The sequence below is a fragment of the Mesorhizobium sp. M0910 genome (assembly GCF_040319465.1).
Classification (GTDB): Bacteria; Pseudomonadota; Alphaproteobacteria; order Rhizobiales; family Rhizobiaceae; genus Mesorhizobium.
The window spans coordinates 1-23,862 of sequence record NZ_JAMYNZ010000007.1 but is presented as its reverse complement, the minus strand read 5'-3'; the positions used below and the strand labels follow the sequence as shown (position 1 = coordinate 23,862).

The 23,862-nt window shown below is 63.1% G+C and carries 19 protein-coding genes; 10 read left to right on the top strand and 9 right to left on the bottom strand.

Annotated features, from left to right (window positions below):
• Positions 1 to 77: 77 nt before the first annotated feature.
• Both NKH78_RS18295 and NKH78_RS18290 read right to left on the bottom strand, forming a co-directional pair.
• Positions 78 to 1,439, bottom strand: a complete 1,362-nt coding sequence (locus tag NKH78_RS18295; protein ID WP_352479566.1) for a pilus assembly protein TadG-related protein — start codon at positions 1,437 to 1,439, stop codon at positions 78 to 80.
• 329 nt (positions 1,440 to 1,768) lie between these two features.
• Positions 1,769 to 2,638: a transglutaminase-like domain-containing protein gene (locus NKH78_RS18290; protein ID WP_352740041.1), complete on the bottom strand. Its 870-nt coding sequence runs from the start codon at positions 2,636 to 2,638 to the stop codon at positions 1,769 to 1,771.
• A 179-nt stretch (positions 2,639 to 2,817) separates the two neighbouring features.
• On the opposite strand from NKH78_RS18290, the gene NKH78_RS18285 reads away from it, so the two are divergent.
• The gene (locus NKH78_RS18285) at positions 2,818 to 3,489 is read left to right on the top strand and encodes an HAD-IA family hydrolase (RefSeq protein WP_352648897.1); all 672 of its coding nucleotides are present in this window, start codon (positions 2,818 to 2,820) and stop codon (positions 3,487 to 3,489) included.
• A 19-nt stretch (positions 3,490 to 3,508) separates the two neighbouring features.
• Here the strand turns inward: NKH78_RS18285 and NKH78_RS18280 are convergent, their stop codons facing one another.
• A complete protein-coding gene (locus NKH78_RS18280) occupies positions 3,509 to 3,721 on the bottom strand; it encodes a DUF1674 domain-containing protein (RefSeq protein ID WP_352648896.1) in 213 nt (70 codons plus the stop codon).
• A 117-nt stretch (positions 3,722 to 3,838) separates the two neighbouring features.
• Between NKH78_RS18280 and htpX the strand changes: the two genes are divergently transcribed.
• From htpX to purH, 5 genes are all read left to right on the top strand, one after another.
• Positions 3,839 to 4,855, top strand: a complete 1,017-nt coding sequence (gene htpX, locus NKH78_RS18275; protein ID WP_352883428.1) for a zinc metalloprotease HtpX — start codon at positions 3,839 to 3,841, stop codon at positions 4,853 to 4,855.
• Positions 4,852 to 5,178 (top strand): hypothetical protein, encoded by a 327-nt coding sequence (locus tag NKH78_RS18270; protein WP_352740043.1) that lies wholly within the window; start codon positions 4,852 to 4,854, stop codon positions 5,176 to 5,178. The genes htpX and NKH78_RS18270 overlap by 4 nt, the downstream gene beginning before the upstream one ends.
• Positions 5,175 to 6,521, top strand: a complete 1,347-nt coding sequence (locus NKH78_RS18265) for an RsmB/NOP family class I SAM-dependent RNA methyltransferase (RefSeq protein ID WP_352740045.1) — start codon at positions 5,175 to 5,177, stop codon at positions 6,519 to 6,521. Before NKH78_RS18270 ends, NKH78_RS18265 begins: the two co-directional genes overlap by 4 nt.
• Before the next feature lie 145 nt (positions 6,522 to 6,666).
• Positions 6,667 to 8,415 (top strand): heparinase II/III family protein, encoded by a 1,749-nt coding sequence (locus tag NKH78_RS18260; protein ID WP_352740047.1) that lies wholly within the window; start codon positions 6,667 to 6,669, stop codon positions 8,413 to 8,415.
• An 84-nt stretch (positions 8,416 to 8,499) separates the two neighbouring features.
• Positions 8,500 to 10,116, top strand: a complete 1,617-nt coding sequence (gene purH, locus NKH78_RS18255; RefSeq protein ID WP_352740049.1) for a bifunctional phosphoribosylaminoimidazolecarboxamide formyltransferase/IMP cyclohydrolase — start codon at positions 8,500 to 8,502, stop codon at positions 10,114 to 10,116.
• A gap of 39 nt (positions 10,117 to 10,155) precedes the next feature.
• Here purH and NKH78_RS18250 read toward each other — a convergent pair whose 3' ends face one another.
• Together NKH78_RS18250 and NKH78_RS18245 are read right to left on the bottom strand one after the other, a co-directional pair.
• Entirely contained in the window at positions 10,156 to 11,532 is a 1,377-nt protein-coding gene (locus tag NKH78_RS18250; protein WP_352740051.1) for an MFS transporter, read from the bottom strand.
• Positions 11,533 to 11,721: 189 nt separating this feature from the next.
• Positions 11,722 to 16,518, bottom strand: coding sequence for an NAD-glutamate dehydrogenase (locus tag NKH78_RS18245; protein ID WP_352777846.1), 4,797 nt, complete (start codon positions 16,516 to 16,518; stop codon positions 11,722 to 11,724).
• Between the two features lie 130 nt (positions 16,519 to 16,648).
• Here NKH78_RS18245 and NKH78_RS18240 point away from each other — a divergent pair, with 130 nt between their 5' ends.
• On the top strand, positions 16,649 to 17,212 hold the full coding sequence (locus tag NKH78_RS18240; protein WP_254817739.1) for a peroxidase-related enzyme: 564 nt from the start codon (positions 16,649 to 16,651) through the stop codon (positions 17,210 to 17,212).
• 137 nt (positions 17,213 to 17,349) lie between these two features.
• The gene (locus tag NKH78_RS18235; RefSeq protein WP_254817740.1) at positions 17,350 to 17,673 is read left to right on the top strand and encodes a YciI family protein; all 324 of its coding nucleotides are present in this window, start codon (positions 17,350 to 17,352) and stop codon (positions 17,671 to 17,673) included.
• Between the two features lie 9 nt (positions 17,674 to 17,682).
• Here NKH78_RS18235 and NKH78_RS18230 read toward each other — a convergent pair whose 3' ends face one another.
• Positions 17,683 to 18,297, bottom strand: coding sequence for a LysE family translocator (locus NKH78_RS18230; protein ID WP_352504862.1), 615 nt, complete (start codon positions 18,295 to 18,297; stop codon positions 17,683 to 17,685).
• Positions 18,298 to 18,692: 395 nt separating this feature from the next.
• Between NKH78_RS18230 and NKH78_RS18225 the strand changes: the two genes are divergently transcribed.
• Positions 18,693 to 19,319 (top strand): DUF1062 domain-containing protein, encoded by a 627-nt coding sequence (locus NKH78_RS18225; protein WP_352504861.1) that lies wholly within the window; start codon positions 18,693 to 18,695, stop codon positions 19,317 to 19,319.
• Positions 19,320 to 19,365: 46 nt separating this feature from the next.
• Here the strand turns inward: NKH78_RS18225 and NKH78_RS18220 are convergent, their stop codons facing one another.
• Positions 19,366 to 19,575, bottom strand: coding sequence for a hypothetical protein (locus NKH78_RS18220; RefSeq protein WP_352504860.1), 210 nt, complete (start codon positions 19,573 to 19,575; stop codon positions 19,366 to 19,368).
• A gap of 16 nt (positions 19,576 to 19,591) precedes the next feature.
• A complete protein-coding gene (gene typA, locus NKH78_RS18215) occupies positions 19,592 to 21,421 on the bottom strand; it encodes a translational GTPase TypA (protein ID WP_254817743.1) in 1,830 nt (609 codons plus the stop codon).
• 198 nt (positions 21,422 to 21,619) lie between these two features.
• Between typA and NKH78_RS18210 the strand changes: the two genes are divergently transcribed.
• Positions 21,620 to 21,901: a hypothetical protein gene (locus NKH78_RS18210; RefSeq protein WP_352479551.1), complete on the top strand. Its 282-nt coding sequence runs from the start codon at positions 21,620 to 21,622 to the stop codon at positions 21,899 to 21,901.
• A gap of 37 nt (positions 21,902 to 21,938) precedes the next feature.
• Here the strand turns inward: NKH78_RS18210 and NKH78_RS18205 are convergent, their stop codons facing one another.
• Positions 21,939 to 23,513, bottom strand: a complete 1,575-nt coding sequence (locus NKH78_RS18205) for an alkaline phosphatase D family protein (RefSeq protein WP_352504858.1) — start codon at positions 23,511 to 23,513, stop codon at positions 21,939 to 21,941.
• Positions 23,514 to 23,862 lie beyond the last annotated feature (349 nt).

Sequence of the window (23,862 nt, the reverse complement as noted above, 5' to 3'; positions counted from 1 at the left end):
CGCGCCATGGACGGAAACACGGAAGGCCGCCGACTTCGCAAGAAGCGGCGGCCTTTTCCTTTTTGGGCTGTTGTCCCTTATTTGGTTACGCTCAACATCTCGACGTTGCGCGCTATGTCCTGGAAAGCCTGGTTGAGTTCGGTTCCATTGGCAGCTTGGTAGAAGTGCTTGATCTTGGTGGTGTCCGGGCTCGCGCAATCCTGGAGCGTCGCCTTGGCATTCGTTTCGTTTAGGTCAAATCCAATAGTGAAGATCTCGATGCCCTTGTCGCGCATGGCAGCGCAAAGTTTCTTGGCTGCCGTGCGGGTCGGCTCCTTGCCGGCGTCATTGTAAACGTCGCTCACCGTGCTCGCATCGAAGTAGGACAGGTTGAATTCGCCGTCGGTCATCAGGATCGCGATTTTGGCGACCTTTTTTGGATCCATCTTGGCCGGCCGCTGCGAAGTCCTCATTATGCTCCCCCAGCTCTCCGAGAGCATGTACCAGGTCCACTGCACGCCGATATGGCCGGCAGTGCCGCCGGAGGCGACGAAATTCTTGATGACCGTCTTGAGCGCCGTCGCATCGGCCGTCAGCGGCATCAGCGTGGCGGCCGGGCAGGCGGCGGTGCCGGTTTGCCAGGCGAAGGACGACAGCAGGTAGTCGCGGTTGACCATGCTGGCGTCGGGGCCTGCGTCCGAATACTGGTAGGTCCCCTTGCGTTCTGTGGCGCAATTATCGGGACGGATGAAGCCCGAGACATACTGCACGGCGTCATTGGCCGGCGCCTGTTTGCGTTGGCTGGCGGTGGTTTCCACATAGACGCTGCTGGTGGCAAGTGTACCGGCATTCACCGAATTGGCATAAGGCACGATGGCAACCCGCACGCGCGGTTTGGACGGGTCCTGACCGCCCAGGAAGCTGTCGACAGCATTCGCCGCAGCCGTCCGCAGATCGATGATTTTCTGGCCTGCCATCGAGCCGGTAACATCGAGCATCATCGCGACTTCGATCTGCTTGTCCGAATAGAGAGCCGTCGTCGATGCGGGAACGCGCTGCATGCTACCCGTGCTGAAAAGCGGGAAATAATAGCTGACATTGACATGAACGTCCGCCTGAACGGTCTTGGCGATTCGGTCGACAGTCAGTTTGTCGAGAACGATCTGATTGTCCTGCAGGATACCCGCCGTGCTGTTGGCATCGAGAAAGGCCTGCACCGATTTGCTGGCGTCAGCCTCGCTGATGACGCTGGTCGTCAGGTCGCGGGCCGTCGAGGTGACCGCAGCATCGACGACGCCTTGCAGGCTCGATTTCACATTGTAGAGTTGGGAGACGTTGACGGCAAAGCCGACGCTCAGCGCCAGTACTGAGCCGATTATACCAAACAGCACCGCGAAATTTCCGCTGCGATCCCCGGCAAACCCGCCGATCGCCTGAACAAGACCCCCGAAACGCCGCATTCCTTCCGCCTCCATTCGCTACAGCCTGCAGCTGTCCGAACGCGCATTGCAGGAATCCGGCCGGATCGCGCCGCCGGGCGCGGGAAAGCGAGCGCCCCCCGCTCAGGGCATTGTTTCCAAACGGTTTCGAGCAGCGACAAGGTAAACAGCGGGTAAACGAAAGCCGCGTCGGCGCGGCTTTGTTCACAAAGCGCTTACCACGATCCGGCTCGCAATTCGGAACGGCCGGACTGCGTCCCGATCCGGTACAGACGAGATGTCTCGAACCGGATCAGCACGACCGCGATGACGGGACGTGGAAACATGGGCTGTGAACGTCTCCGGGAGGATTAGGCCAGCACCCGTGCGGTGACGGTCCTGTCGAGGCCGCGATAGGGCGGCTTGAACAGGTTGCCTTCCTGCTCGTACGTCCAGACCTTGAACAGGCTGAGCCGGTGCGGGCCGAAACTGTGCAACAGCGGCACGTCGGTGGCGTCGCGGCCACGCGCAATGACGACACGGCCGATTCTCGGCACGTTGTGGCGAGGATCGAACGTGTACCACTTGCTGTCGAGGAACACTTCCATCCAGGCCGAGAAGTCCATCGGCGCCGGATCGGCGGGCACGCCGATATCGCCGAGATAGCCGTTCACGTAGCGGGCCGGGATATTCATGCAGCGGCAGAGCGTGATCGCCAGATGGGCAAAGTCGCGGCAGACGCCGACGCGTTCCTCATGCGCCTGCGCCGCCGTGCGGGTCGAGCGCGCATAACCGTAGCCGAAGGACAGGCGGTTATGGACATAGTCGACGATCGCCTGCACCCGCGCCCAGCCCGGCGGAAGCTGGCCGAACAGTTGCCAGGCCAGGTCGCCGAGATGGTCGGTCTCGCAGTAACGGCTGCCGAGCAGATAGCCGAGCACCTCGTCCGGCAATTCGGCGACCGGAACTTCCCTGGCCAGCGTGTTGACTTCGTCCGTCTCACCGCTGTCCTCGACCACCGCGTCATAGAGGATGCGAAAGCTTCCGGCCGGCGCCGTGAAGCGGCGGCAGCTATTGCCGAAAAGATCGTGGTAGACCCTGGTCGGGACCGACGGCGAGGTCAGCACGCGGGTCTGACGCTTGATGTCGACCTGGCGATCCGTGTGGATCTCGAGCAGCGAAACAATCGGCGTGGCTGCAGCGCATTCAATGCCAATTTCATAGCCGAGCCTGATCAGCATCGCCGTCCCCCTACGATCGTCATGGAAGATAGTGCTGGTCAACGCAGGAGAGTGCGCGGCGGTTCCTTGCGAACGTCGAAAACGACGCCTCGCGGCTTCCCATACGGACGCGGTAACGTTACGGTCGATCGACACGCGTCCTTCGAAAATAATCCCTCCAGGATGACCCGGGAAAACCGATGTTTGCAGGCAGAAAATTTGCGGCCTTCCTGTTCGATATGGACGGCACGATTCTCAATTCGATTGCCGCGGCGGAAAGGGTCTGGGCAGCTTGGGCGCATCGGCAAGGTCTTGACGTCGCCGCATTCCTGCCGACCATCCACGGCGTGCGGGCGATCGAGACCATCGGCCGGCTGGCGCTGCCAGGCGTCGATCCTGCCCGCGAAGCCGATGCGCTTTTGCAGGCCGAGGCAGCCGATGTCGAGGGCATTCGCCCGATCGCCGGCGCCGCGGCGTTCCTCGCATCGCTGCCGCCTGGGAGTTGGGCGATCGCCACCTCCGCGCCGCGGGAACTCGCCCTGCTGCGCCTGCAGGCCGCCGGCATTCCGGCTCCCGCCGTGATCGTTGCGGCGGAGGACGTGGCCCGCGGCAAGCCGGCGCCCGACTGCTTCCGGCTGGCGGCCGAACGGCTCGGCGTCGATGTGCGCGACTGCCTCGTCTTCGAGGACGCGCCGGCCGGCATAGCGGCAGCCGAAGCCGCGGGTGCCGCAATCGTGGTGATCAGCGCCACGCACCGGCATCCCTTGCAGACGCCGCATGCCGCTATCGGCGGCTATGACGCGATCGGCATCGCCGTCGATGCCAGCGGCTGGATCGCCATCGAAGCGGAGCGGACGGCGCAGCCCGCGTAGTTTGGCGCCGCTGCGTGGGCTAAAAGTCGCTGGTCAGGCCCTTGACCTCCCAGTCGCCGTAGCGTCCAGGCTCCTTGCCGCCGCGCCCGCCGATCTCCCTCGGCAGCGTGGCTTCCGTCTCGCGATATTTTTGCCGCCGGGCCTCGGCCTCCGCCAAAGCGCGCCGGGCTGCCGGCGTCAGCGCCTTTTGCGGCGCGTGGTGAGCCTGTGTTTGGTTGGATTCGTCGATCATGCGATCTTCCGGTAGATTGAAAAAGGCCCCCGATTGAAACGAGAACCGCTGTTTCCCATCATATAGCGATGGGTCCACAAGGGATCGACCCCTTTGTTGGGCAGAACGGAGCAGACAATGAACACCCTTCGCACCGCCATGCTTTTGGCCGCAATGACGGCCCTGTTCATGGGCGTCGGTTATCTGGTCGGCGGATCCGGCGGCATGATGATCGCCTTGCTGATCGCTGCCGGCACCAATCTGTTCAGCTATTGGAACGCCGACAAGATGGTGCTGGCGATGCACCGAGCGATCGAGGTCGACGAAAGCAACGCGCCTGAATATTACGCCATCGTGCAGGGCCTCGCCCCACGCGCCGGTCTGCCGATGCCGAGGACCTATCTCATCGACAATCCGCAGCCCAATGCCTTCGCCACCGGCCGCAATCCGCAAAATGCCGCTGTCGCCGCCAGCACTGGCCTGCTCGAGCGGCTATCGCATGAAGAAGTCGCGGCGGTGATGGCGCACGAGCTCGCCCATGTGCAGCACCGCGATACGCTGACCATGACGATCGTCGCCACCTTCGCCGGCGCAATTTCGATGCTCGGCAATTTCGCCTTCTTCTTCGGCGGTAACCGCGACAACAACAATTCCTTCGGCATCGTCGGCGTGCTGGTGGCAATGATCGTCGCGCCTTTGGCCGCCATGATCGTGCAGATGGCGGTGAGCCGCACTCGCGAATACGAGGCCGACCGGCGCGGTGCCGAAATCTGTGGACACCCGCTGTGGCTCGCCTCGGCGCTTGACAAGATCGCCCGTGGCGCCGAACGCATCCGCAACCCGGATGCCGAGCGCAATCCGGCAACCGCCCATCTCTTCATCATCAATCCTCTTTCCGGCGAGCGCATGGACAATTTGTTCTCCACCCACCCGAGCACCGAAAACCGCATCGCCGCTCTGCAGCGGATGGCGCAACAGATGGCCGGCGCACCCGAAGCGGCCGCGACGCCAAGCCCCGCGCCGGACGGGATCGGGCAGCAGCCGTCGGGTCCGTGGGAAAGGGCCGCCCGGCCCGAAAGGCCGGCCGAGCCGGCCAGGCCGAAACCCAATCCCTGGGGACGCAATCCGACCGGGCCTAAAGGTCCGTGGTCGTGACGAGCGCGACAGACAAAAAAGGCGGGATCTCGCTGGCGGAAATACGCGATCTTTGTGCAAGGCACTGGAACCCTATCGGCATACCGATGGCGAACATGGAAACATCAAGTGAACTGGAATTTCGTCCGCTTCCTGAAAACGAATATGACACCTATCTCCACCACATCATTCGATTTGTAGGGGATGGTGCATCTCCAAAGCAAGTCGCAGACTATGTTGACACGGTTGAGAAAGACTACATTCAGGTGACCTCACCCCTAGGAAGCAAAGAAGATTTTGTCAGCGCCATATTTAAACTAGTCAACCGATCGCCGACACAATGAGGCCAACTCACAGTGAGGCTTCAGAAGCTCGCGGTCTCGCCGCGCGCAAGGCAGCCGCGCGCCTGCTTGCCGCCGTCGTTGACGCGAAAACGCCACTCGACGGGCTGACCGACCACGAGAACGGCCATCCGCAATACAAGGCGCTCGACTTGCGCGACCGCGCCTTGGTGCGCGCCATTCTGGTCACCGCCCTGCGCTACCGCATGACCATATCAGGCCTGTTGGCCCGCCGCCTGGAAAAGCCGCTGCCGCCCAACGCCACGGCGCTTTCGCACATCTTGCATGTGGCGGCGGCGCAGATCCTGTTCCTCGATGTTCCCGACAGCGCCGCCGTCGACCTCGCCGTGACCCACGCCAAGTCCGATCCGCGCACGGCGCGCTTTTCCGGCCTCGTCAACGGCGTACTGCGTACGTTGGCGCGGGCCAAGCAGGATGAGCTCGCGGCGGCGGTTGCGGCCACCGACGAGGCGCCAAAATGGTTTTCCGACCGTTTGAAAACCGTCTACGGCATCGACAAGACCAGGCAGATACTGCTCGCCCATCGCCATGAGGCGCCGGTCGATTTCACCGTCAAGTCGGACCCGGCGCTGTGGGCCGAACGGCTCGGCGGCTTCGTCCTGCCGACCGGCACGGTGCGCGTGGAAAAGCTCAGCGCTTCCGTGACCGAACTGCCCGGCTTTGGGGAAGGCGCCTGGTGGGTTCAGGATGCAGCGGCCAGCCTGCCGGCCCGGCTGTTCGGCGACATCAATGGTTTGCGAATCGCCGACCTCTGTGCCGCGCCGGGCGGCAAGACCGCCCAGCTGATCCTCGCCGGCGCCCACGTCACCGCACTCGACATGTCCAGAACACGGCTGGCGCGGCTGACGCAGAATCTCGAACGGCTCGGCCTGTCCGCGGAGATCGCCCACGTCGATCTGCTCAAATACGAGCCGAAGGAGCTCTTCAACGGCGTGCTCCTCGACGCACCTTGCTCTTCGACAGGCACGGTACGGCGGCATCCCGACGTTCCCTGGACGAAGACGGCGGCCGACGTCGAAAAACTGGCCGACCTGCAACGCCGGCTGCTTGCCCGGGCCGTCACCCTGGTCAAGCCTGGCGGACGCATCGTCTTTTCCAACTGTTCGCTCGATCCGCTCGAAGGCGAAGAGCTTTATCGCGGCTTTATCGCCGGCAATGCGGAAATCATCGACGACCCGCTTCGGCCGGGTGAGATCGCCGGCATCGACCCGTTCCTGACGCCGCAAGGCACGTTGCGCACCACGCCTGCCGACCTGGAGCTTGGCTCCCCTGCCCGTTCCGGGCTGGACGGCTTCTTCGCCGCCCGCATGCGCAGAGCCGGCTAAGGGCAGATATCGAAGCGCGTCCGGCCTTTTGGAGCAAGGAGGCACGGAAAACAGGCTGAACGGCCACGCTGCCGCGGAATTCGCCTTCGCACAAGTTCTTGAATCATATAAACTTGTGCCTGGGTGAGGACGATCAGGAGAGATTTTGGCAATCGCTGCCGGTAACACGACGCGTCTGTGGACGCTTGTCGCGAGGGAGTTCTGGCGCAAGGCGCGCCGGCGCTTGCGTGCCGGACCACTCTATCGCTGGCGCTACTCAGGCCGCACGCCGGAGCGCGTCCTGATCGCCCCGCCGGACCTGCGCTTCGCCGATCCTCAGATCGCGCTCGAGATCTATTACGGCCGCTATCCGCTTTCGGGGCATCTGGTCGAGACCGGCGGCAAATCGCCCTTCCAGATCGACGTGCCCAATCCCGGCTGGCAAAAGACGCTGCATGGCTTTCGCTGGCTGCGCCACATGCGTGCCGCGGGTACCGAGCTCGCCGCCGCCAACGCGCGGGCGTTGGTTTCCGACTGGATTGCAATCCATGGCAGCCATATTTCCGGCGTCGCCTGGGAGCCCGGCACGACGGCCAAGCGCGTCATTGCCTGGCTGCAGCATTCCTCGATCGTGTTGCAGGGCGCCGAATTTCCGTTCTACCGCGCCTTCCTGAAATCGCTTGCCGTCCAGATCCGCTATCTGCGCGCCATGGCGCGCGAGATGCCGGACGGCAAGGACAGGCTGCGCGCGCGCATTGCGCTGGCCTTTGCCGCTTTGTCGCTGCCGGCGCCGGCCTCGGCGCTGCGCGGTGCCACCCGCAGTCTCGCAGAGGAGATCGACCGCCAGATCCTGCCTGACGGCGGCCATATCTCGCGCAATCCGATGGTCGTGCTTGAAATCCTCGCCGACCTTCTGCCGTTGCGCCAGACATACGCCAATCAGGCCGAGACACCGCCGGCCGCCCTGATCGGCGCCATCGACCGGATGCTGCCGGCGCTGCGCTTCTTTCGCCATCAGGATGGCAGCCTTGCCCGCTTCAACGGCATGGGCGCCACCATCCACGACCGTATCGCCAGCATCCTGCATCACGACGACACCGCCGGCGCACCATTGCTGCACGCGCCGCATTCGGGTTATGAGCGCCTGTCGATGGGGGGTGTCACCGTGATCGCCGATACCGGACCACCGCCGCCCGTCGACGTGTCCAATGCCGCTCACGCCGGGTGCCTCGCCTTCGAATTGTCGTCGGGCCGCCAGCACTATATCGTCAACGCCGGCATAGACACCTATGGCGCCGCCGAGTTCCGGCCGCTTGCCCGCGCCACCGCCGCCCATTCGACCGCCACCATCAACGACACGTCGTCGGCGCGCTTCAACCACTCCCTGCGCGTCAACGACCTGCTCGGCACGCCTTTGATCGGCGGACCGCAGCATGTGCCTTGCAAGCGCACCGACCAGAAGGGCAGCCAGGGCTTCATCGCCCGCCATGACGGCTATGTGGCGCGCTTCGGCTTCCTGCATGAGCGCGAGCTGAAATTATCGACCGAAGGCAATGTGCTTGCCGGCAGGGACCGCTTCCTGCGGCCGGGCGGCGCCTCTATCCGCAACAATGGCCGTGATTTCGTCACGGTGCGTTTCCATGTCCATCCCGACATAAACCTGCTCCAGGATGAGCATGACCGTCTGGTGCTGGCCGCCGACCATGCCGACACCTGGGTGTTTACCTCCACCGAAGTGGCACCCGAGGTCGAGGAATCGATCTATTTCGCCGGGCTCGGCGGCCCGCGCCGCAGCTGGCAGATCGTGCTTGCGTTCAAAGCCTCGGAGATTTCCGAGGTCCACTGGCAATTGACGCGGACTACTATCGGTGGTCATCCGGAAAAAGCTGAAGCCAGTGGCAACGGCAAACACTGATCAAGCCTTGCTGCTTGATTTCCGGGCCTCATGTGCTACGGCCCGCGGACGCTCTCCAACCAGAACTGGAAAGGCCGCCAGCCCATGGCCGTCGCCGCCAAGAACATTCCCGCGCCCGACCTTGTTCCGATCCGTCGCGCGCTGCTCTCCGTCTTCGACAAGACCGGCCTGATCGACTTCGGCAAGGCGCTGGCTTCGGCCGGCGTCGAGCTGGTTTCGACCGGCGGCACCGCAAAGGCGATCGCCGAGGCCGGCATGGCCGTGCGCGACGTATCCGAGCTCACCGGCTTTCCCGAGATCATGGACGGCCGCGTCAAGACGCTGCACCCGTCGGTGCATGGCGCACTGCTCGGCGTGCGCGACGATCCCGAGCACGTCGCTGCGATGCGCGACCACGGCATCGAGCCTATAGATCTCGTCGTCTCCAATCTCTATCCATTCGAAGAGGTGCGCCGCTCCGGCGCCGACTACGCGGCGATCGTCGAGAACATCGACATTGGCGGCCCGGCGATGATCCGTGCCTCGGCCAAGAACCACGCCTATGTCGGTATCGTCACCGACCCTGACGACTATGCCTCGGTGCTCAACGCGCTGGAGATGAATTTCGGCTCGTTGTCGCTGGATTTCCGCAAGAAGCTGGCAGCCAAGGCCTTTGCCCGTACTGCCACCTACGATGCGGCGATCTCGGGATGGTTCGCCGAGGCGCTCGAGATCGAGCATCCGACATGGCGCGCTTTCGGCGGCAAGCTGCAATCGGTGATGCGCTATGGCGAAAACCCGCATCAGGGCGCCGGCTTCTATGTCAATGGCGACAGGCGGCCGGGCGTCGCTACGGCGCGCCAGCTTCAGGGCAAGCAGCTTTCCTACAACAACATCAACGACACCGACGCCGCCTTCGAGCTGGTCGGCGAATTCGATCCGACCCGCTCCGCCGCAATTGCCATCATCAAGCACGCCAACCCGTGCGGCGTCGCCGAAGCCGCTTCGCTGCACGCGGCCTATGCCAAGGCGCTGGCCTGCGATCCGGTCTCTGCCTTCGGCGGCATCGTCGCCATGAACCGCATCCTCGACGCCGGAACCGCCGAAGAGATCGTCAAGACCTTTACCGAAGTGATCATCGCACCAGAGGCGTCCGAGGAAGCAGTCCGCATCATTGCCGCCAAGAAGAATCTACGCCTGCTGGTTACCGGCGGCCTGCCCGACCCGCGCGCGGCGGGCCTTGGCTTGAAATCGGTTGCCGGCGGCTTGCTGGTCCAGGGCCGCGACAATGCGGTGGTCGATGACCTCGACCTGAAAGTGGTGACCAGCCGCGCTCCGACGCCGGCTGAATTGGCCGATCTGAAATTCGCCTTTCGCGTGGCAAAGCACGTCAAGTCGAACGCCATAGTCTATGCCAGGGATGGCGCTACAGTCGGCATCGGCGCCGGCCAGATGAGCCGGGTCGATTCCTCGCGCATCGCCGCGCGCAAGGCGCTCGACGCGGCCGAGGCTGCCGGTCTGACGGAGCCTTTGACCAAAGGCTCGGTCGTCGCCTCGGATGCCTTTTTCCCGTTCGCGGATGGGCTTTTGTCGGCAATCGAAGCCGGCGCCACCGCCGTCATTCAGCCCGGCGGCTCGATGCGCGACGACGATGTCATCGCCGCCGCCGATGCTCACGGCATCGCCATGGTGTTTACCGGCGTGAGGCATTTCAGGCATTGAACTCCCTCCCTTCCCTCTGTGGGAGAAGGGACGAGCAGATCACTCCGCCGGCCGATCCGCCGGATAGGGCGTGCCGATCAGGATCGCCATGCCCGCGCCGAGGAACAGCACGATCGCCGCCATGCCGAGCCGCGCCGAGCCGCTAGCCAGGGTGATCGTGGCCACCATGAAAGGTGCGGCAAAACTGGTCGCTCGGCCGGCCAGCGCATAGATGCCGAAATAGCGGCCCGATTCGGCCGCGGAGACGCTGCGCGCCATGTAGGAGCGCGACGAAGCCTGCACCGGCCCGAAAGCAAGCCCGATCAGCAGGCCGTAGAAAATGTAGGCTTTTTCCGCCGCCGTACCGAACAATCCGCCGCCGTCCAGGCCGGGCATCACCCAGGCGCCGAACAGCGTATAGCCCGGGCCGGTCGAGACGATGCCGAGCGTGGCGATGCTCAGCATGACCAGCGAAATCATCACTATGGACTTGGAACCCAGCGCCGTGTCGAGGCGTGCGGCAACCAGGCATCCGACTATGGCGACGACGTTGAGGATGATGCCGAACAGGCCGATCTCGGTAATCGACCAATGGAACATTGCCGCCGCAAACGTTCCGCCCAACGCCAGCAGCGCGTTGACGCCGTCCTGATAGATCATGCGGGCGACGAGAAAGCGAAAAATGCCGCTGCGCTTGCGCACTTCGGCCAGCGTCGACTTGAGTTCCGACAGTCCCTCGCGCACCGCCGGCCCGATTGGAATGCCTTTGATTGCATCCGGCGTGAAGAAGAACATCGGCAGGATGAACAGGAAATACCAGGCCGCCGACAACGGTCCGGTGGCGCGCGCGTCCTCGCCGAGCCTGGGATCGAGGCCGAAGATCGGGTCCAGCCCAACAACGGTCTTGCCGGTTTCAGGCGAGCCGGCCATGACGGTAACGACGAAGATCAGTGCGATCATGCCGCCGAGATAGCCGAGCCCCCAGGCCATGTTCGAGATCCTGCCGATGTCGCTCTTCGGCACCAGGCGGGGCATCATCGAATCATTGAACACGGTCGAGAATTCCGCCGCGACCGACGCCAGCGAGAACAACGCCACGATCAGAAAAAGATCAGAGCCGGGCGCGGCGAACCACAGTAGGGTGAGGCAGGTGATCTTGACCGCGGCGAAGAAGGCTATCCACGGCTTTCGCGGTCCGGTCTGGTCGGCAATCGAACCGAGGACCGGCGACAAAACGGCAATGACGAGGCCGGCGGCGGCAATGCCGTAGCCCCAGGCCGCTTGCCCGGTCTCGGGATTGCTGGCCATGCGCGAGACGAAATAAGGACCGAAGATGAAGGTAGTGACGACCGTGAAAAACGGCTGTGCCGCCCAGTCGAACAGCATCCATCCCCAGATGCCGCGTCCCGACGCCCGCTGCACTGCCATCTCAGCCATGTCCCCTCCGCTGGAGCTTGCTCAATACTGATCGAATCGGAATGACGCTTCCACCTTGTTGTTGAGCACGATCTTGTCCAAAAGCCGATCGTTAGGTTCGGCATCATGCTCCGGCGCTCCCAAAAGCAGCGCGCCGTTCGCTCTATTGCGCAGTTCTTCCCGGCAATCCCGCGCGATATGGAAGACGTCTCACAGCCCCGTCAGATCGCTCATCAGGCCGGACGCCACCGACAGCCGCGACACGGTGATGTCGCCGCCCTCGGTCAGCGCCTGCAGCCGCTCGCGGATGCGTCCGACCCGTTCGCCGCCGGCCTCCAGCCATGCCGCCACCGGATCCGCCGCCTCGGCATGGCCGGTGAGTGCCGCCACGGCGATGCCGCGCCTGGCCGCGCCGATCGTGTCGGTGGCACGGGAAAGCGCCAGTTGATCGTAATAATCCGAGGGGGTGATCGAGCGCGCCGCATCTTCGACGCGCGGGATGCGGAAGACATCGCTGACCGCGAAAAACGCCTTGGCAGCAGCGACGATGCCAGCATTCGCCGTCCGCGCCGTCAGGGCAATGTCGGGGATGAGTTCCGCCACATCGGTCAACGCCAGTTGTTCGGCAAGGCTCCCCGGCGCGCCGCCCTTCGACAGATTGTGCCGCCGCTCTTCGATCCGCTCGCGCGAGAAGGCCGGCAGCAGCGAAACCAGCTTCGACTCCAGCGCCTTGCGCGCGTCCTGCAACTCGGCGATCCGCTGCCCGAGCGGCGCGGTGCCGGCATCGTTCTTCAGGTACCAGCCGCTCGTCACATAGATCAGCCGGCTGACCGCCTGATAAAGGTCGAGCTGGATCTGCCCGTCGATTTGGTTGTCGAGCGCGTCGATCTGGCGATAGAGCGCCGGCAGCGCAAATCCATCCCGAACCACGGCGAAGGTGCGCACGACATCGGCGGCACTGCGGCCGGTTGTTTCCTGCAGCCTGTTGACGAAGGACGGACCGCCGCGATTGACCAGATCATTGGCGACGACACGGGCGATGATCTCGCGGCGCAGCCGATGGCCGTGGATTTCTCCCGCATATCTCTTTGCCATGCGATCGGGGAAATAGCCCATGAGATCACGGTCGAAATGCGGATCGTCGGGCACGTCGCTGGCGACGATATCGGAAAACAGCGCGATCTTGGCATAGGCAAGCAGCACGCCGAGCTCGGCCCGGGTCAGCGGCTCGCCGCGCGTCTCGCGCTCGACAAGGGCCGCCGGCGACGGCAGCGCCTCGACGGCACGGTCGAGCAGTCCGCGCGCCTCCAGCGCCGCCATGAAGCGGCTCTGATGGGCGATGTCGGCGAGGCCCCGCTTGCGGGCAAGCGACAGCGCCAGCGTCTGCTGGTAATTGTTGGACAGCACCAGGGCGCTGACCTCATTGGTCATCTCGGCCAGCAATTTGTTGCGCGCCGGCCGGGTCAACGATCCCTTGCGCATCGCGGAAGCCAGCGCGATCTTGATGTTGACCTCGACGTCGGAACAGTTCACGCCGCCCGAATTGTCGATCGCGTCTGAGTTGCAGCGGCCGCCATTCAATCCGAATTCGATGCGCGCCCGCTGCGTGACGCCGAGATTGGCGCCCTCGCCGATCACCTTGGCGCGCAGGTCGAGCGCGGTGATGCGGATCGCGTCATTGGCACGGTCGCCGACATCCTGGTTGGTCTCGCCCGATGCTCTGACATAGGTGCCGATGCCGCCGAACCACAAAAGGTCTGCCGGCGCCTTGAGGATGGCACTCATGATCTCGACCGGCGTGGCCGTTGTCTTGCCGAGGCCGATCGCTGCAGCCGCGGCGGCCGGCAAGGTGATCGACTTCTGGCTGCGCGAGACGATGATGCCACCTTCGGACAGCTTCGTCTTGTCGTAATCCTGCCAGCTTGAGCGGGCGAGAGCGAACATACGCCGGCGCTCGGCCATCGAAGCCGCCATGTCGGGATCGGGATCGATGAAGATGTCGCGATGATCGAAGGCGGCGATCAGTCGGGTCTGCTCCGACAGCAGCATGCCGTTGCCGAACACGTCGCCTGACATGTCGCCAACGCCGACGACGGTGAACGGAGTGGTTTGGATGTCGCGGTTCATCTCGCGAAAATGCCGCTTGACCGCTTCCCAGGCGCCCTTGGCGGTGATGCCCATCTTCTTGTGGTCGTAACCGGCCGAACCGCCGCTGGCGAAAGCGTCGTCGAGCCAGAAGCCGTGCTTTTCACTGATGGCGTTGGCGATGTCCGAGAAGGTCGCCGTGCCCTTGTCCGCGGCGACGACGAAATAGGGATCGTCCTGGTCGCGCCGCACCACGCCCGCCGGCGGGATGACGCCGTCCAGGCCGATATTGTCGGTGATCGACAACAGGCTGGAAACGTAATTCTTGTAGGCGGCTGTGCCGGCCTCGAAAATGGCGTCGCGCCCGGCGCTCATCGGCAGCTTTTTCGGGTAGAAACCGCCCTTGGCGCCAACCGGCACGATCACCGCATTCTTGACCTGCTGTGCCTTGACCAGGCCGAGCACTTCGGTGCGATAGTCCTGGGCACGGTCCGACCAGCGCAGGCCGCCGCGCGCGACTGGGCCGAAGCGCAGATGCACACCCTCGACCTCAGAGCCATAGACGAAGATCTCCCGCCATGGCCGCGGCGCCGGCAGCCCGTCCACCGATTGCGAATCGAGCTTGATCGCCAGCGATTGGCCTTTCTCTTTCGTATCGGCAACGAAATGATTGGTGCGCAGCGAGGCCTCGATCAGGTTCAGATAACGGCGGATGATGGTGTCGTCATCAATGTTGGGAACGTCTTCCAGCGCATCCGTGATCTTGGCCTTCAAATGTTTGGCCTGGACGACACCTTCCGTTTCCGCCGTCGGGCCGAGGCGGGCGACGAACAGCGCATGCAGGCCGCGGGCGATCTCGGGATAGCGATTGAGCGCGGCGGCGATGAAATCCTGGCTCTGCGGGATACCGGCCTGCTGCAGATAGCGGCCATAGGCGCGCAGGACGGTGATCTCGCCTGACCACAGGCCGGCGGTCTGGGCAAGGCCGTTATAGCCGTCATTGTCGACATCGCCGCGCCAGACGGAAAGGAACGCATCCTCGAACAGCGCGCCGCCATTGCCGAGGTCGATCGGCCTGCCGTAGCTGTTCTCGAGTTCCATGTCGTGGATGAAGACCATGCCGGATTGATTGTCGCCGACCTCGAAAGTGCGCTCGCTGATGACGCGGAAACCAATGTTTTCCAGCACCGGCACGCGCCGCGACAGCGCCACCGGGCTGCCGTGGTGATAGATCTTCAGCGCAGCCTGATGCGGCTTCTGGACGGCGTGACGGTAATAGTCGATGGCGATCGGATTTGACGCATCGAGCTTGGCGATGCGCCCGGCGTCGGCCAGCGCCACGGCCGGCGGAAAACTGTCGCGATAGCTTTCCGAAAAACGCGAGGCGATGGCCGTGAGTCTCGCATCGGCGCCGGTCTCTGTCGCGGTCTCGCGCAGTGCATCGTCCCAGGTCCGTACGATGTCGCGGATCGCCGCCTCGATCGTCGCCTGCTCGACCTTCGGCGTCTTGCCGCCGGAGCGGCCGATGATGAAATGGACACGCGCCAGCCCGCCTTCCGGGAACGCCGGATAATAGGCCGACAGCCGGCCTTCGAAGACGGTCTTCAGATACGTGCCGATCTTCTCACGCACGACGCTGTCGTAGCGGTCGCGCGGCACGAAGACGAGCACGGAGACGAAGCGGTCGAACTGGTCGACACGCACCAATGCCCTGACGCGCGGCCGCTCGATCAAGCCCAGGATGGCTTCGGCATGCTTGCGCAGGATCGGCACCGGAACCTGGAACAGCTCGTCGCGCGGATAGCTCTCCAGCACGTTGATCAATGCCTTGCCGGAATGGTCGCTTGGATTGAAGCCGGATTTGGCGATGACGGTTTCCGCCTTCGAGCGCAGATAGGGGATTTTCATCACCGAGCGCGTATAGGCAGTCGACGTGAACAGGCCGACGATGCGGAGCTCGCCCGAAAGCACGCCTTTGCCGGTGTAGGTCTTGACGCCGATGTAGTCGAGGTAGATGCGCCGGTGCACCGATGACTTGGCGTTGGCCTTGGTGACAATCAGCGGTTCCGGCCCATGCAGGAAAGCGCGGATTTCCGGCGTCGTGCTTACCGCTTCGGTGCCGCGCCTGAGCACCAGCACGTCGGGATCGGAAAGGATGCCGAGGCCGGGCTTTTCGGCCCGCTCGAGCATGCCGCTCGTCTCGCCGCCGGTGTAGTTGAATTCGCGCATGCCGAGAAAGGTGAAATTGTCGTCGCGCAGCCATTCGAGGAAGGCGATCGCCTCGGTGACATGGGCCTTGTCGAGCGGCACTGGCGAGTAGCGGAATTCCGAGATCGCCTGGTCGAGGCGGGCGAGCATCGGCTTCCAGTCGGTGACGGCGGCGCGCACTTGGCCGAGCAGCTTGGTCAGGCGTGCGGCCAGACCTTCAGCCTGCTCGGCCGAAAGGCGGCCGATATGGACATGGATGACGCTCAGCCGGTCATGGCTGTGGTCGCCCTTGGCATAACCCCCGTCGCCGAGGATTTCCTCGACGCCGTTTTTGCCGTGCCTGACGACTATGACCGGGTGGGTAACCAGCAGCGGCTCGCCCGCGCTCTCGGTGATTTCGCCGAGGACGGAATCAAACAGGAACGGCATGTTGTCGTTGACGACGGTGATCACCGTCATCGGCCGGCCCTGGCGGACGACACCGGAATCGACGTCTATAGCAACGACGCAGTCGTCCTTCTTGTGCCTGGCCACTGCGCGGCCGGCGAGTTCGGCAGCGCGTTCGAGATCGATGACGTCGTAGGCGGCGACATCTTCGGCCGGAGCTCGGGCCAGCAGGTAGTCGGCAAGCCTGCCGGGCTTTTCGCCACCCGCGGCTTCACCCCTCGTCAGGCCGGCTTTTTTCAACCGGCTCGCTGACTTTACACTGGCCATGAGTCCCTCCCGTCGCATGTTTTTGCGGCTATGCTAACAGATGAGGGTATTTGGCGACAAAGGTTTGACGGCTTGCGACGAAATGTCGGAATTCACCGGCAGCCTGGCGAAAAACGAGGAGAAATCCGCCATGACGGACAAAATCACCGCGCTTGACCTGGCACCGGCGGAGCTGAGCGACGCGACCAAGGCCTATTTCGCCAAATGCCGGGAGAAACTCGGCCTCGTTCCCAATGTGCTACTCGCCTATGCCTTCGACGAGAAGAAGCTGCGCGCTTTCACCGACATGTACAATGATTTGATGCTGGGTGAATCCGGCCTGTCGAAACTCGAGCGCGAGATGATCGCGGTCGCCGTCTCTTCGGTCAACCATTGCTACTATTGCCTGGCCGCGCATGGCGCGGCGGTGCGCCAGCTTTCCGGCGACCCCGCCTTCGGCGAGATGATGGTGATGAATTTTCGCGCCGCCAAGCTGTCGGACAGGCAACGCGCCATGCTCGAATTCGCGGTGAAGCTGACCGAGCAACCGGCAAAGATCGTCGAAGCGGACCGGGCGGCGCTGCGGCAAGTCGGCTTTTCCGACCGCGACATATGGGATGTCGCCTCGACCGCGGCATTCTTCAACATGTCGAACCGGCTGGCATCGGCAATCGATATGCGGCCGAACGATGAATACCACGCGATGGCGCGATAGGGCACCGCTGTTGCGAGCCAACCGCACATTATATTAGCTACTTCGCATTCTCGTTGCTTGTTTGCCGGTTTGGTCAGATGATCGGCATGCGGCATGACCGCATGCCGGTTCGATGCCGCCGATCAGAGGAGGAGAACATGGCGAAATTTCTCTACGTCTATCATGGCTCAGGCAAGATGCCGACCGAGGAGGCCGAACGGAAGGCAGCGATGGATGCCTGGACCGGCTGGTACGGCAAGCTCGGCTCAGCGGTGGTCGACGGTGGCAATCCAGTCGGCATGTCGAAGACCGTGCTGCCTGGCGGCAAGGTCGAGAACAACGGCGGCAGCAATCCGACCGCTGGTTACACCATCATCGAAGCAAAAGACATCGACGATGCCGTCGGCAAGGCCAAGGATTGTCCTATCTTGACCGACCCAGCCTTTAGTATCGAGATCGCGCCGATCATCGAAATGGGTTGACGCGCCGGCTCAGGACCGCGCCGCGATCGCCGCCGCAGCGCCGGCCATGGTGCCGGCGCTGATGCGGTTGGCGATCTTCATCGCCCGCTTGCTTCTCAAGAGCTTGCGCGCCTGCGATGCGGCGAGCACCCAGGTCAAATCGATGGCGACCAGGACCACTGCCATGGTCGCCGTCAGCTCGACCCAGCCGACCACGCTGACCGAACCGAGGTCGATGATGGTCGGCAGCAGCGCCAGATAGAACATCATGATCTTGGGGTTGCCGAGCGTCACAGCCATGCCGGCAAAGAACAGCTTGGCAGGAGAATCTTCGCGCGGCAGCGAACCTTCCTTCGCCTCGACCGGTGCCGTCCACATCTTCCAGGCAAGCCAGCCGAGATAGCTGACGCCGGCCCACTTCACGACGACAAAGGCATAATGGAACGTCTGCGCCACCACGGCGAGGCCAAACACCGCCAGAGACAGCCAGATCGCTTCGCCGATCCACATCGCAAGCAGGAACGGAAACACGTCGCGGAAGCCCTTTGCGATGACCCGCGCCACAAGAGCGGCAATCGACGGGCCGGGCGAGCCGGCGGCAACAAGCAGGGCGCCGGCAAAAATCAGCAGCGACGTGAAATGCATGACGGGGTCTCGTTTGAAGTGTTTGGGGTGTTCAACATAACCCAACTGTTCCGGCGACGGTAGCGTCTACCGAAAGAAGGCTTGTCCGCCAGGCACCTCACGGCTAGAGATGTCGTTCCGAAATCCTTTCCGAGCTTCACTTTGCCTACGTAACCGCCGGTCTCGTCAACTCCCCCAACACAGAGCAGGGCGTCGCAGTCGCGGTGCCTGTTTTCACATGACCTGTTCTTCAGGGTGGCGGTTCGAGACCGGTTTGGCACTGCTGAACCGCTGTCGCGCATAACCACCCGCGACACCTGATTTCCAACTGCCGCAGTCTCTCGCCACGCCGTGCCCGCAAGGGGTTCTCGATATCGCCGATCTGACGAACTTCCCGACGGGAAGGGCTTTTCGGCATGCCTTCGATACTGCTCATCCGCTGGGCGATCGCGCCCAAAACCGCACCTCGACCTCACCTCAACTGCAATCGCTGCGGCGGCCTGAAAGCCTATCGCTGCAGCGGCAAATTCCGCGTCAATGCCAATGGCAAGCGCATTGACGCCTGGTTGATCTACCGCTGCATCGACTGCGACAATTCCTGGAATTTCGGCATTCTGGAGCGCTGCAGCCGCCGGGATATCGAACCGGCAATATTGCAGGCGCTCGAAAGCAACGATCCGGTCCTGGCGCGGCGCCATGCCTTCGATGTTGCCGCATTGCGAAGCAGTATCGGGCGCGTTGAGGAGTTCGCCGAAGCCGCCGTTCAAAAGGAGGTGCTCGGCGACAGGCTGGGAAACACCACCGCTCTCGAACTCCAGCTCTGGCTCGAAACGCCGACATCGCTGCGGCTCGACCGGTTGCTCGCCAGCGAACTCGGTGTCTCGCGATCGCGGCTTCAGGTTTGGGAAGAGAAACGATTGCTGGTCATTAGTCCGGACGGAGCCAAAGCCTTGCGCAGGCCGGCGCGGACGGGAACGGCGATCCGCATCCACCTGTCTGGCGAACCAGACCGGGACGACATCATTTCGGCTGCCGGCGGATGAGGCGACGGCAAGGGCATCCGCAATCGGAGACAGTTGCGGCCAGGGGTCAATCGCCCTCTTTGGAGGCCGAGCCGATCAAACCCTTGGCTGCATCGAGATCGCTGTCGGCGACTTGCACATGGATCAAGCCGAGCCTGCCCGTGTCGAGAAGATAATTCGCGAGAGCATAAATTCCATACGCGTCGAGCATCGACACGCAAACTTCGGCCTCGCGTCGATTGTCGTATATGACAGCCGTGACGAGTTTACCGCTCACTGCGCGGTATTGCCCTTTATGCCGCGCCGACCACTTTCGCCGACTTCTCAAAACGCTTGCGCTCGTTCGGGTCGAGATAGAGCTTGCGCAGGCGGATGGTCTTCGGCGTCACCTCGACCAGCTCGTCGTCCTGGATCCAGGCCAGCGCGCGTTCCAGCGTCATGCGGATCGGCGGCGTCAGCTTCACCGCCTCGTCCTTGCCGGCGGCGCGGATGTTGGTCAGCTTCTTGCCCTTGAGCACGTTGACCTCGAGATCGTTGTCCCTGGAATGGATGCCGATGATCATGCCCTGATAGACCTTGACGCCGGGATCGATGACCATCGGGCCGCGGTCTTCCAGGTTCCACATGGCATAGGCCACCGATTCACCCTGTTCGTTGGAGATCAGCACGCCGTTGGTGCGACCCGGCAGCTCACCCTTATAAGGCTCGTAGGCATGGAACAGCCTGTTCATCACGGCGGTGCCGCGCGTGTCGGTCAACAGTTCCGACTGGTAGCCGATCAGGCCGCGCGTCGGCGCGTGGAAGACGATTCGCTGGCGATTGCCGCCCGAAGGGCGCAACTCGACCATCTCGGCCTTGCGCTCCGACATCTTCTGCACGACGACGCCGGCATGCTCCTCGTCGACGTCGATGACGACTTCCTCGACCGGCTCCAGCAATTCGCCGTTATCGCCCTTCTGCATGACGACGCGCGGCCGCGACACGGCGATCTCAAAACCTTCGCGGCGCATCGTCTCGATCAGCACGGCCAGCTGCAATTCGCCGCGGCCGGAAACGAAGAACGAATCCTTGTCAGGTGATTCCTCGATCTTCAGCGCGACATTGCCTTCGGCCTCGCGCAACAGGCGGTCGCGGATGACGCGGCTGGTCACCTTGTCGCCTTCGGTACCGGCCAGCGGCGAATCGTTGACGAGGAAAGACATCGTCACCGTCGGCGGATCGATCGGCTGCGCGTGCAGCGGCTCGGTCACCGACAGGTCGCAGAAGGTGTCTGCGACAGTGCCTTTCGACAGGCCGGCGATGGCGACGATGTCGCCCGCCTGCGCTTCCTCGATGGGCTGGCGCTCGAGCCCGCGGAAGGCGAGGATCTTCGAAATGCGGCCGGTTTCGACCTGGGTGCCGTCATGGTGCAGCACCTTGACCGCCTGGTTGGATTTCAGCGTGCCGGATTCGATACGGCCGGTGATGATGCGGCCGAGGAACGGATTGGCTTCCAGGATGGTGCCGATCATGCGGAACGGGCCGGGATGAACGGTCGGCGCCGGCACGTGCTTGATGACGAGGTCGAACAGCGGCGCCAGAGCCTGGTCCTTCGGGCCTTCGGGGTTTTCCGAGACCCAGCCGTCGCGGCCTGAACCGTAAAGGATAGGGAAGTCGAGCTGCTCGTCGGTGGCGTCAAGTGCTGCGAAAAGGTCGAACACCTCGTTGACCACTTCGACATGGCGGGCATCCGGCCGGTCGATCTTGTTGATGACGACGATCGGCTTCAGTCCAACCTTGAGCGCCTTGCCGACGACGAATTTGGTCTGCGGCATCGGGCCCTCGGCGGCGTCGACCAGCACGATGGCCGAATCCACCATCGACAGGATGCGCTCGACCTCGCCGCCGAAATCGGCGTGGCCGGGCGTGTCGACGATGTTGATGCGGGTATCCTTCCAGTCGACCGAGGTCGCCTTGGCCAGGATGGTGATGCCGCGTTCCTTTTCAAGATCGTTTGAATCCATGGCGCGCTCGGCGACGCGCTGGTTGTCGCGGAACGAGCCGGACTGTTTCAGGAGTTGGTCGACGAGGGTGGTTTTTCCATGGTCGACGTGCGCGATGATCGCGATATTGCGGATTTTCATGTTTCGGTCTCGGGAGCGTTGCAGGCAGCAGGCCAAAAGGCGCTGCCTCTTTCGGTTGGGCGGCTCATACAGGGTTTTTCGCATTTGCGAAAGAGGAGGCGAGCCACCAAATAAAGTCACCAAATCTTAAATATCTTGGTGTGAAGTGGAATTATTAACCAAGGCGGAACCTTTCGTGGTCCGGACAGTTCGAATTTCATGATCGAGACAGGCATCAAACTCCGGCCGATTTTGGCATGTACCGCGCTCGCCGTCCTCCTCGCGGCAAGCGCGGCGCAATCGGCCGCGCCGTCCAAGGAGACGCGGTCTGCTCTGCCGTCCGACAAGCGCTCGGCAGAGCAGCTTTTTGCCGATGCTCCGGACGGCGTCGACCCGGTGGTGACCGGACCGGTCAGCACCGCCTTCAAGCAAAGGCAAAAAAACGCCGGATGCGACAGCGCCGTCTGGCCCAAGATTCCCGTCGTCTGCTATCCCGATTGATGCACATCCACCTTCGGGGTGGTCCTAAAAGGCAATCTCACGCCGACCGCACCGGATCGAGCGTGACCTTATAGAGTTCGCTGTCGTCGCGATCCATCAGCCGCACCGTCAACTGCTCGGTGGCTCCATCGATGTCGACGAGCCCGAAGAACTGCAGGCCGGCCGACGGCGGCAGGTTCTGACCCTGTTCGGCGGTCGGTGCCTTGATGAACCTCAGCTCCGGGCCGAAAGTCATGTCGAAAGCATTCGGTCCGAATGTGCCGGCGTGGATCGGACCCGAAACGAATTCCCAGAACGGATTGAAGTCCTGGAACTGCGCCTTGTCCGGATTGTAATAATGCGCGGCTGTGTAATGCACGTCCGCGGTTAGCCAGACGGTATTGCTGATCCCCGCGTTCTTTATATAGCGAAGGAGGTCGGCAATTTCCAGCTCGCGCCCCTTGGCCGGGCCATTGTCGCCATTGCTGATTGCCTCAGCCCCGACCTTCTTGGTGCCGTCGTTCCAGACGACGAGGCCGAGCGGCATGTCGGCGGCGATGATTTTCCAGGTTGCATTGGAATTCGCCAGCTCGCGCTTCAGCCATTTCGTCTGTTGTTCGCCGAGGATGCGCGATTGCGGCGTCATCGTCTCCTGCATATTCGGACCGTTGGGGCCGCGATAGGAACGCATGTCGAGGAAGAACACGTCGAGCAGCGGCCCATAGGCGATTTTGCGGTAGACACGGCCGGGCTCCGACGGCTCGTAGCGGATCGTCGTCATTTCGTGGAAGGCGCGCGCCGCGCGTGCCGCCAGTACATGGATGGATTTTTCGGTGTAGCGGTCGTCGGCGCTCAGATCCTTCGAATCCGACCAGTTGTTCACCACCTCGTGGTCGTCCCACTGGTAGAACGTCGGGCAGATGGCGTTCAGCGCCAGCACGTTCCTGTCCATCAAATTGTATTTCCACTGACCCCGGTATTCATCCAGCGTCTCGGCAACCTTGCGTTTTTCGTCGATCAGCACGGTGTTCTTCCACTTGCCGCCGCCGGGCAGGTCGACCTCGTCCTTCATCGCGCCATCGGCATAGATCGTATCGCCCGAATGCAGGAAGAAGTCCGGCGTGTGCTTGGCGATCGTGGCGTAGGTCTTCATGCCGGTGTCGTCGATGCCCCAGCCCTGGCCGGCGGTGTCGCCCGACCAAGCGAAACGAATGTCGCGCTTCGAGGCAGGTGCCGTGCGGAAGCGGCCGATGATCGGCTCGGAAACGGCGTTGATATCGGAAAGATCGGCCGCGACCATGCGGTAGAAGATGTCCTGGTCGGAGGCGAGATCGGTAAGCAGCCGCTTCACCGTATAGTCGCTGGCCGGCGAGCTATCGAGCGGCGCCAGGCGGACGGCATTGGCGAAGCTCTCCGTCGGCGACACTTCGAACATGACGCGCGACGGCCGGTCCGTGCGCGCCCAGACCATGCCGCTGGTCGCGTCGACGTCGCCGGATTGGATACCGTGGGTAAAGGCCGGGCGCTGATTGGCGCGCGAGTAATAGGGAAGCGCGAGGCCCGACGCGCCGACCAGGCCAACGGCGCTGGCCGACGTGACGAAAGCGCGCCGCGTCATCGAAATCTTGTTCATGGCTGTCTCCTGGATGGCGTTGAACGTCGCCGCCAAGCTCCAGCTTCAATGTTTCAGGCACATTTCGAAACGATGAAGGTTTTCTGACATCAACAGGATGGCGAATCTCCCTCCTTGAGGGGGAGATGTCGCCGGGGGCGACAGAGGGGGTCGTCTCGCATGGAGCACCGACCTCTTGCGCCTGCGATAAGGGGCCGAGCCCGGTCGGACCGACCCCCTCTGGCCGCTTCGCGGCCATCTCCCCCTCAAGGGGGTGTTTGGACCGGGGACATCGCGAACAGGTGTGCGAGGACATCGCGAACAGTTTGCCATCCTATCGTTGGCTTGCATTGAGGTCGATGGTCTGGAT

What these genes read in the sequence shown, in the direction of transcription:
- purH (WP_352740049.1), top strand. Translation starts at nt 8,500, where the DNA reads ATGGCCGTCGCCGCCAAGAACATTCCCGCGCCCGACCTTGTTCCGATC.
- NKH78_RS18230 (WP_352504862.1), bottom strand. Translation starts at nt 18,297, where the DNA reads ATGCATTTCACGTCGCTGCTGATTTTTGCCGGCGCCCTGCTTGTTGCC.
- NKH78_RS18210 (WP_352479551.1), top strand. Translation starts at nt 21,620, where the DNA reads ATGATCGAGACAGGCATCAAACTCCGGCCGATTTTGGCATGTACCGCG.
- NKH78_RS18240 (WP_254817739.1), top strand. Translation starts at nt 16,649, where the DNA reads ATGACGGACAAAATCACCGCGCTTGACCTGGCACCGGCGGAGCTGAGC.
- NKH78_RS18235 (WP_254817740.1), top strand. Translation starts at nt 17,350, where the DNA reads ATGGCGAAATTTCTCTACGTCTATCATGGCTCAGGCAAGATGCCGACC.
- NKH78_RS18285 (WP_352648897.1), top strand. Translation starts at nt 2,818, where the DNA reads ATGTTTGCAGGCAGAAAATTTGCGGCCTTCCTGTTCGATATGGACGGC.
- htpX (WP_352883428.1), top strand. Translation starts at nt 3,839, where the DNA reads ATGAACACCCTTCGCACCGCCATGCTTTTGGCCGCAATGACGGCCCTG.
- NKH78_RS18250 (WP_352740051.1), bottom strand. Translation starts at nt 11,532, where the DNA reads ATGGCTGAGATGGCAGTGCAGCGGGCGTCGGGACGCGGCATCTGGGGA.
- NKH78_RS18280 (WP_352648896.1), bottom strand. Translation starts at nt 3,721, where the DNA reads ATGATCGACGAATCCAACCAAACACAGGCTCACCACGCGCCGCAAAAG.
- typA (WP_254817743.1), bottom strand. Translation starts at nt 21,421, where the DNA reads ATGAAAATCCGCAATATCGCGATCATCGCGCACGTCGACCATGGAAAA.
- NKH78_RS18290 (WP_352740041.1), bottom strand. Translation starts at nt 2,638, where the DNA reads ATGCTGATCAGGCTCGGCTATGAAATTGGCATTGAATGCGCTGCAGCC.
- NKH78_RS18265 (WP_352740045.1), top strand. Translation starts at nt 5,175, where the DNA reads ATGAGGCCAACTCACAGTGAGGCTTCAGAAGCTCGCGGTCTCGCCGCG.
- NKH78_RS18225 (WP_352504861.1), top strand. Translation starts at nt 18,693, where the DNA reads ATGCCTTCGATACTGCTCATCCGCTGGGCGATCGCGCCCAAAACCGCA.
- NKH78_RS18295 (WP_352479566.1), bottom strand. Translation starts at nt 1,439, where the DNA reads ATGCGGCGTTTCGGGGGTCTTGTTCAGGCGATCGGCGGGTTTGCCGGG.
- NKH78_RS18245 (WP_352777846.1), bottom strand. Translation starts at nt 16,518, where the DNA reads ATGGCCAGTGTAAAGTCAGCGAGCCGGTTGAAAAAAGCCGGCCTGACG.
- NKH78_RS18205 (WP_352504858.1), bottom strand. Translation starts at nt 23,513, where the DNA reads ATGAACAAGATTTCGATGACGCGGCGCGCTTTCGTCACGTCGGCCAGC.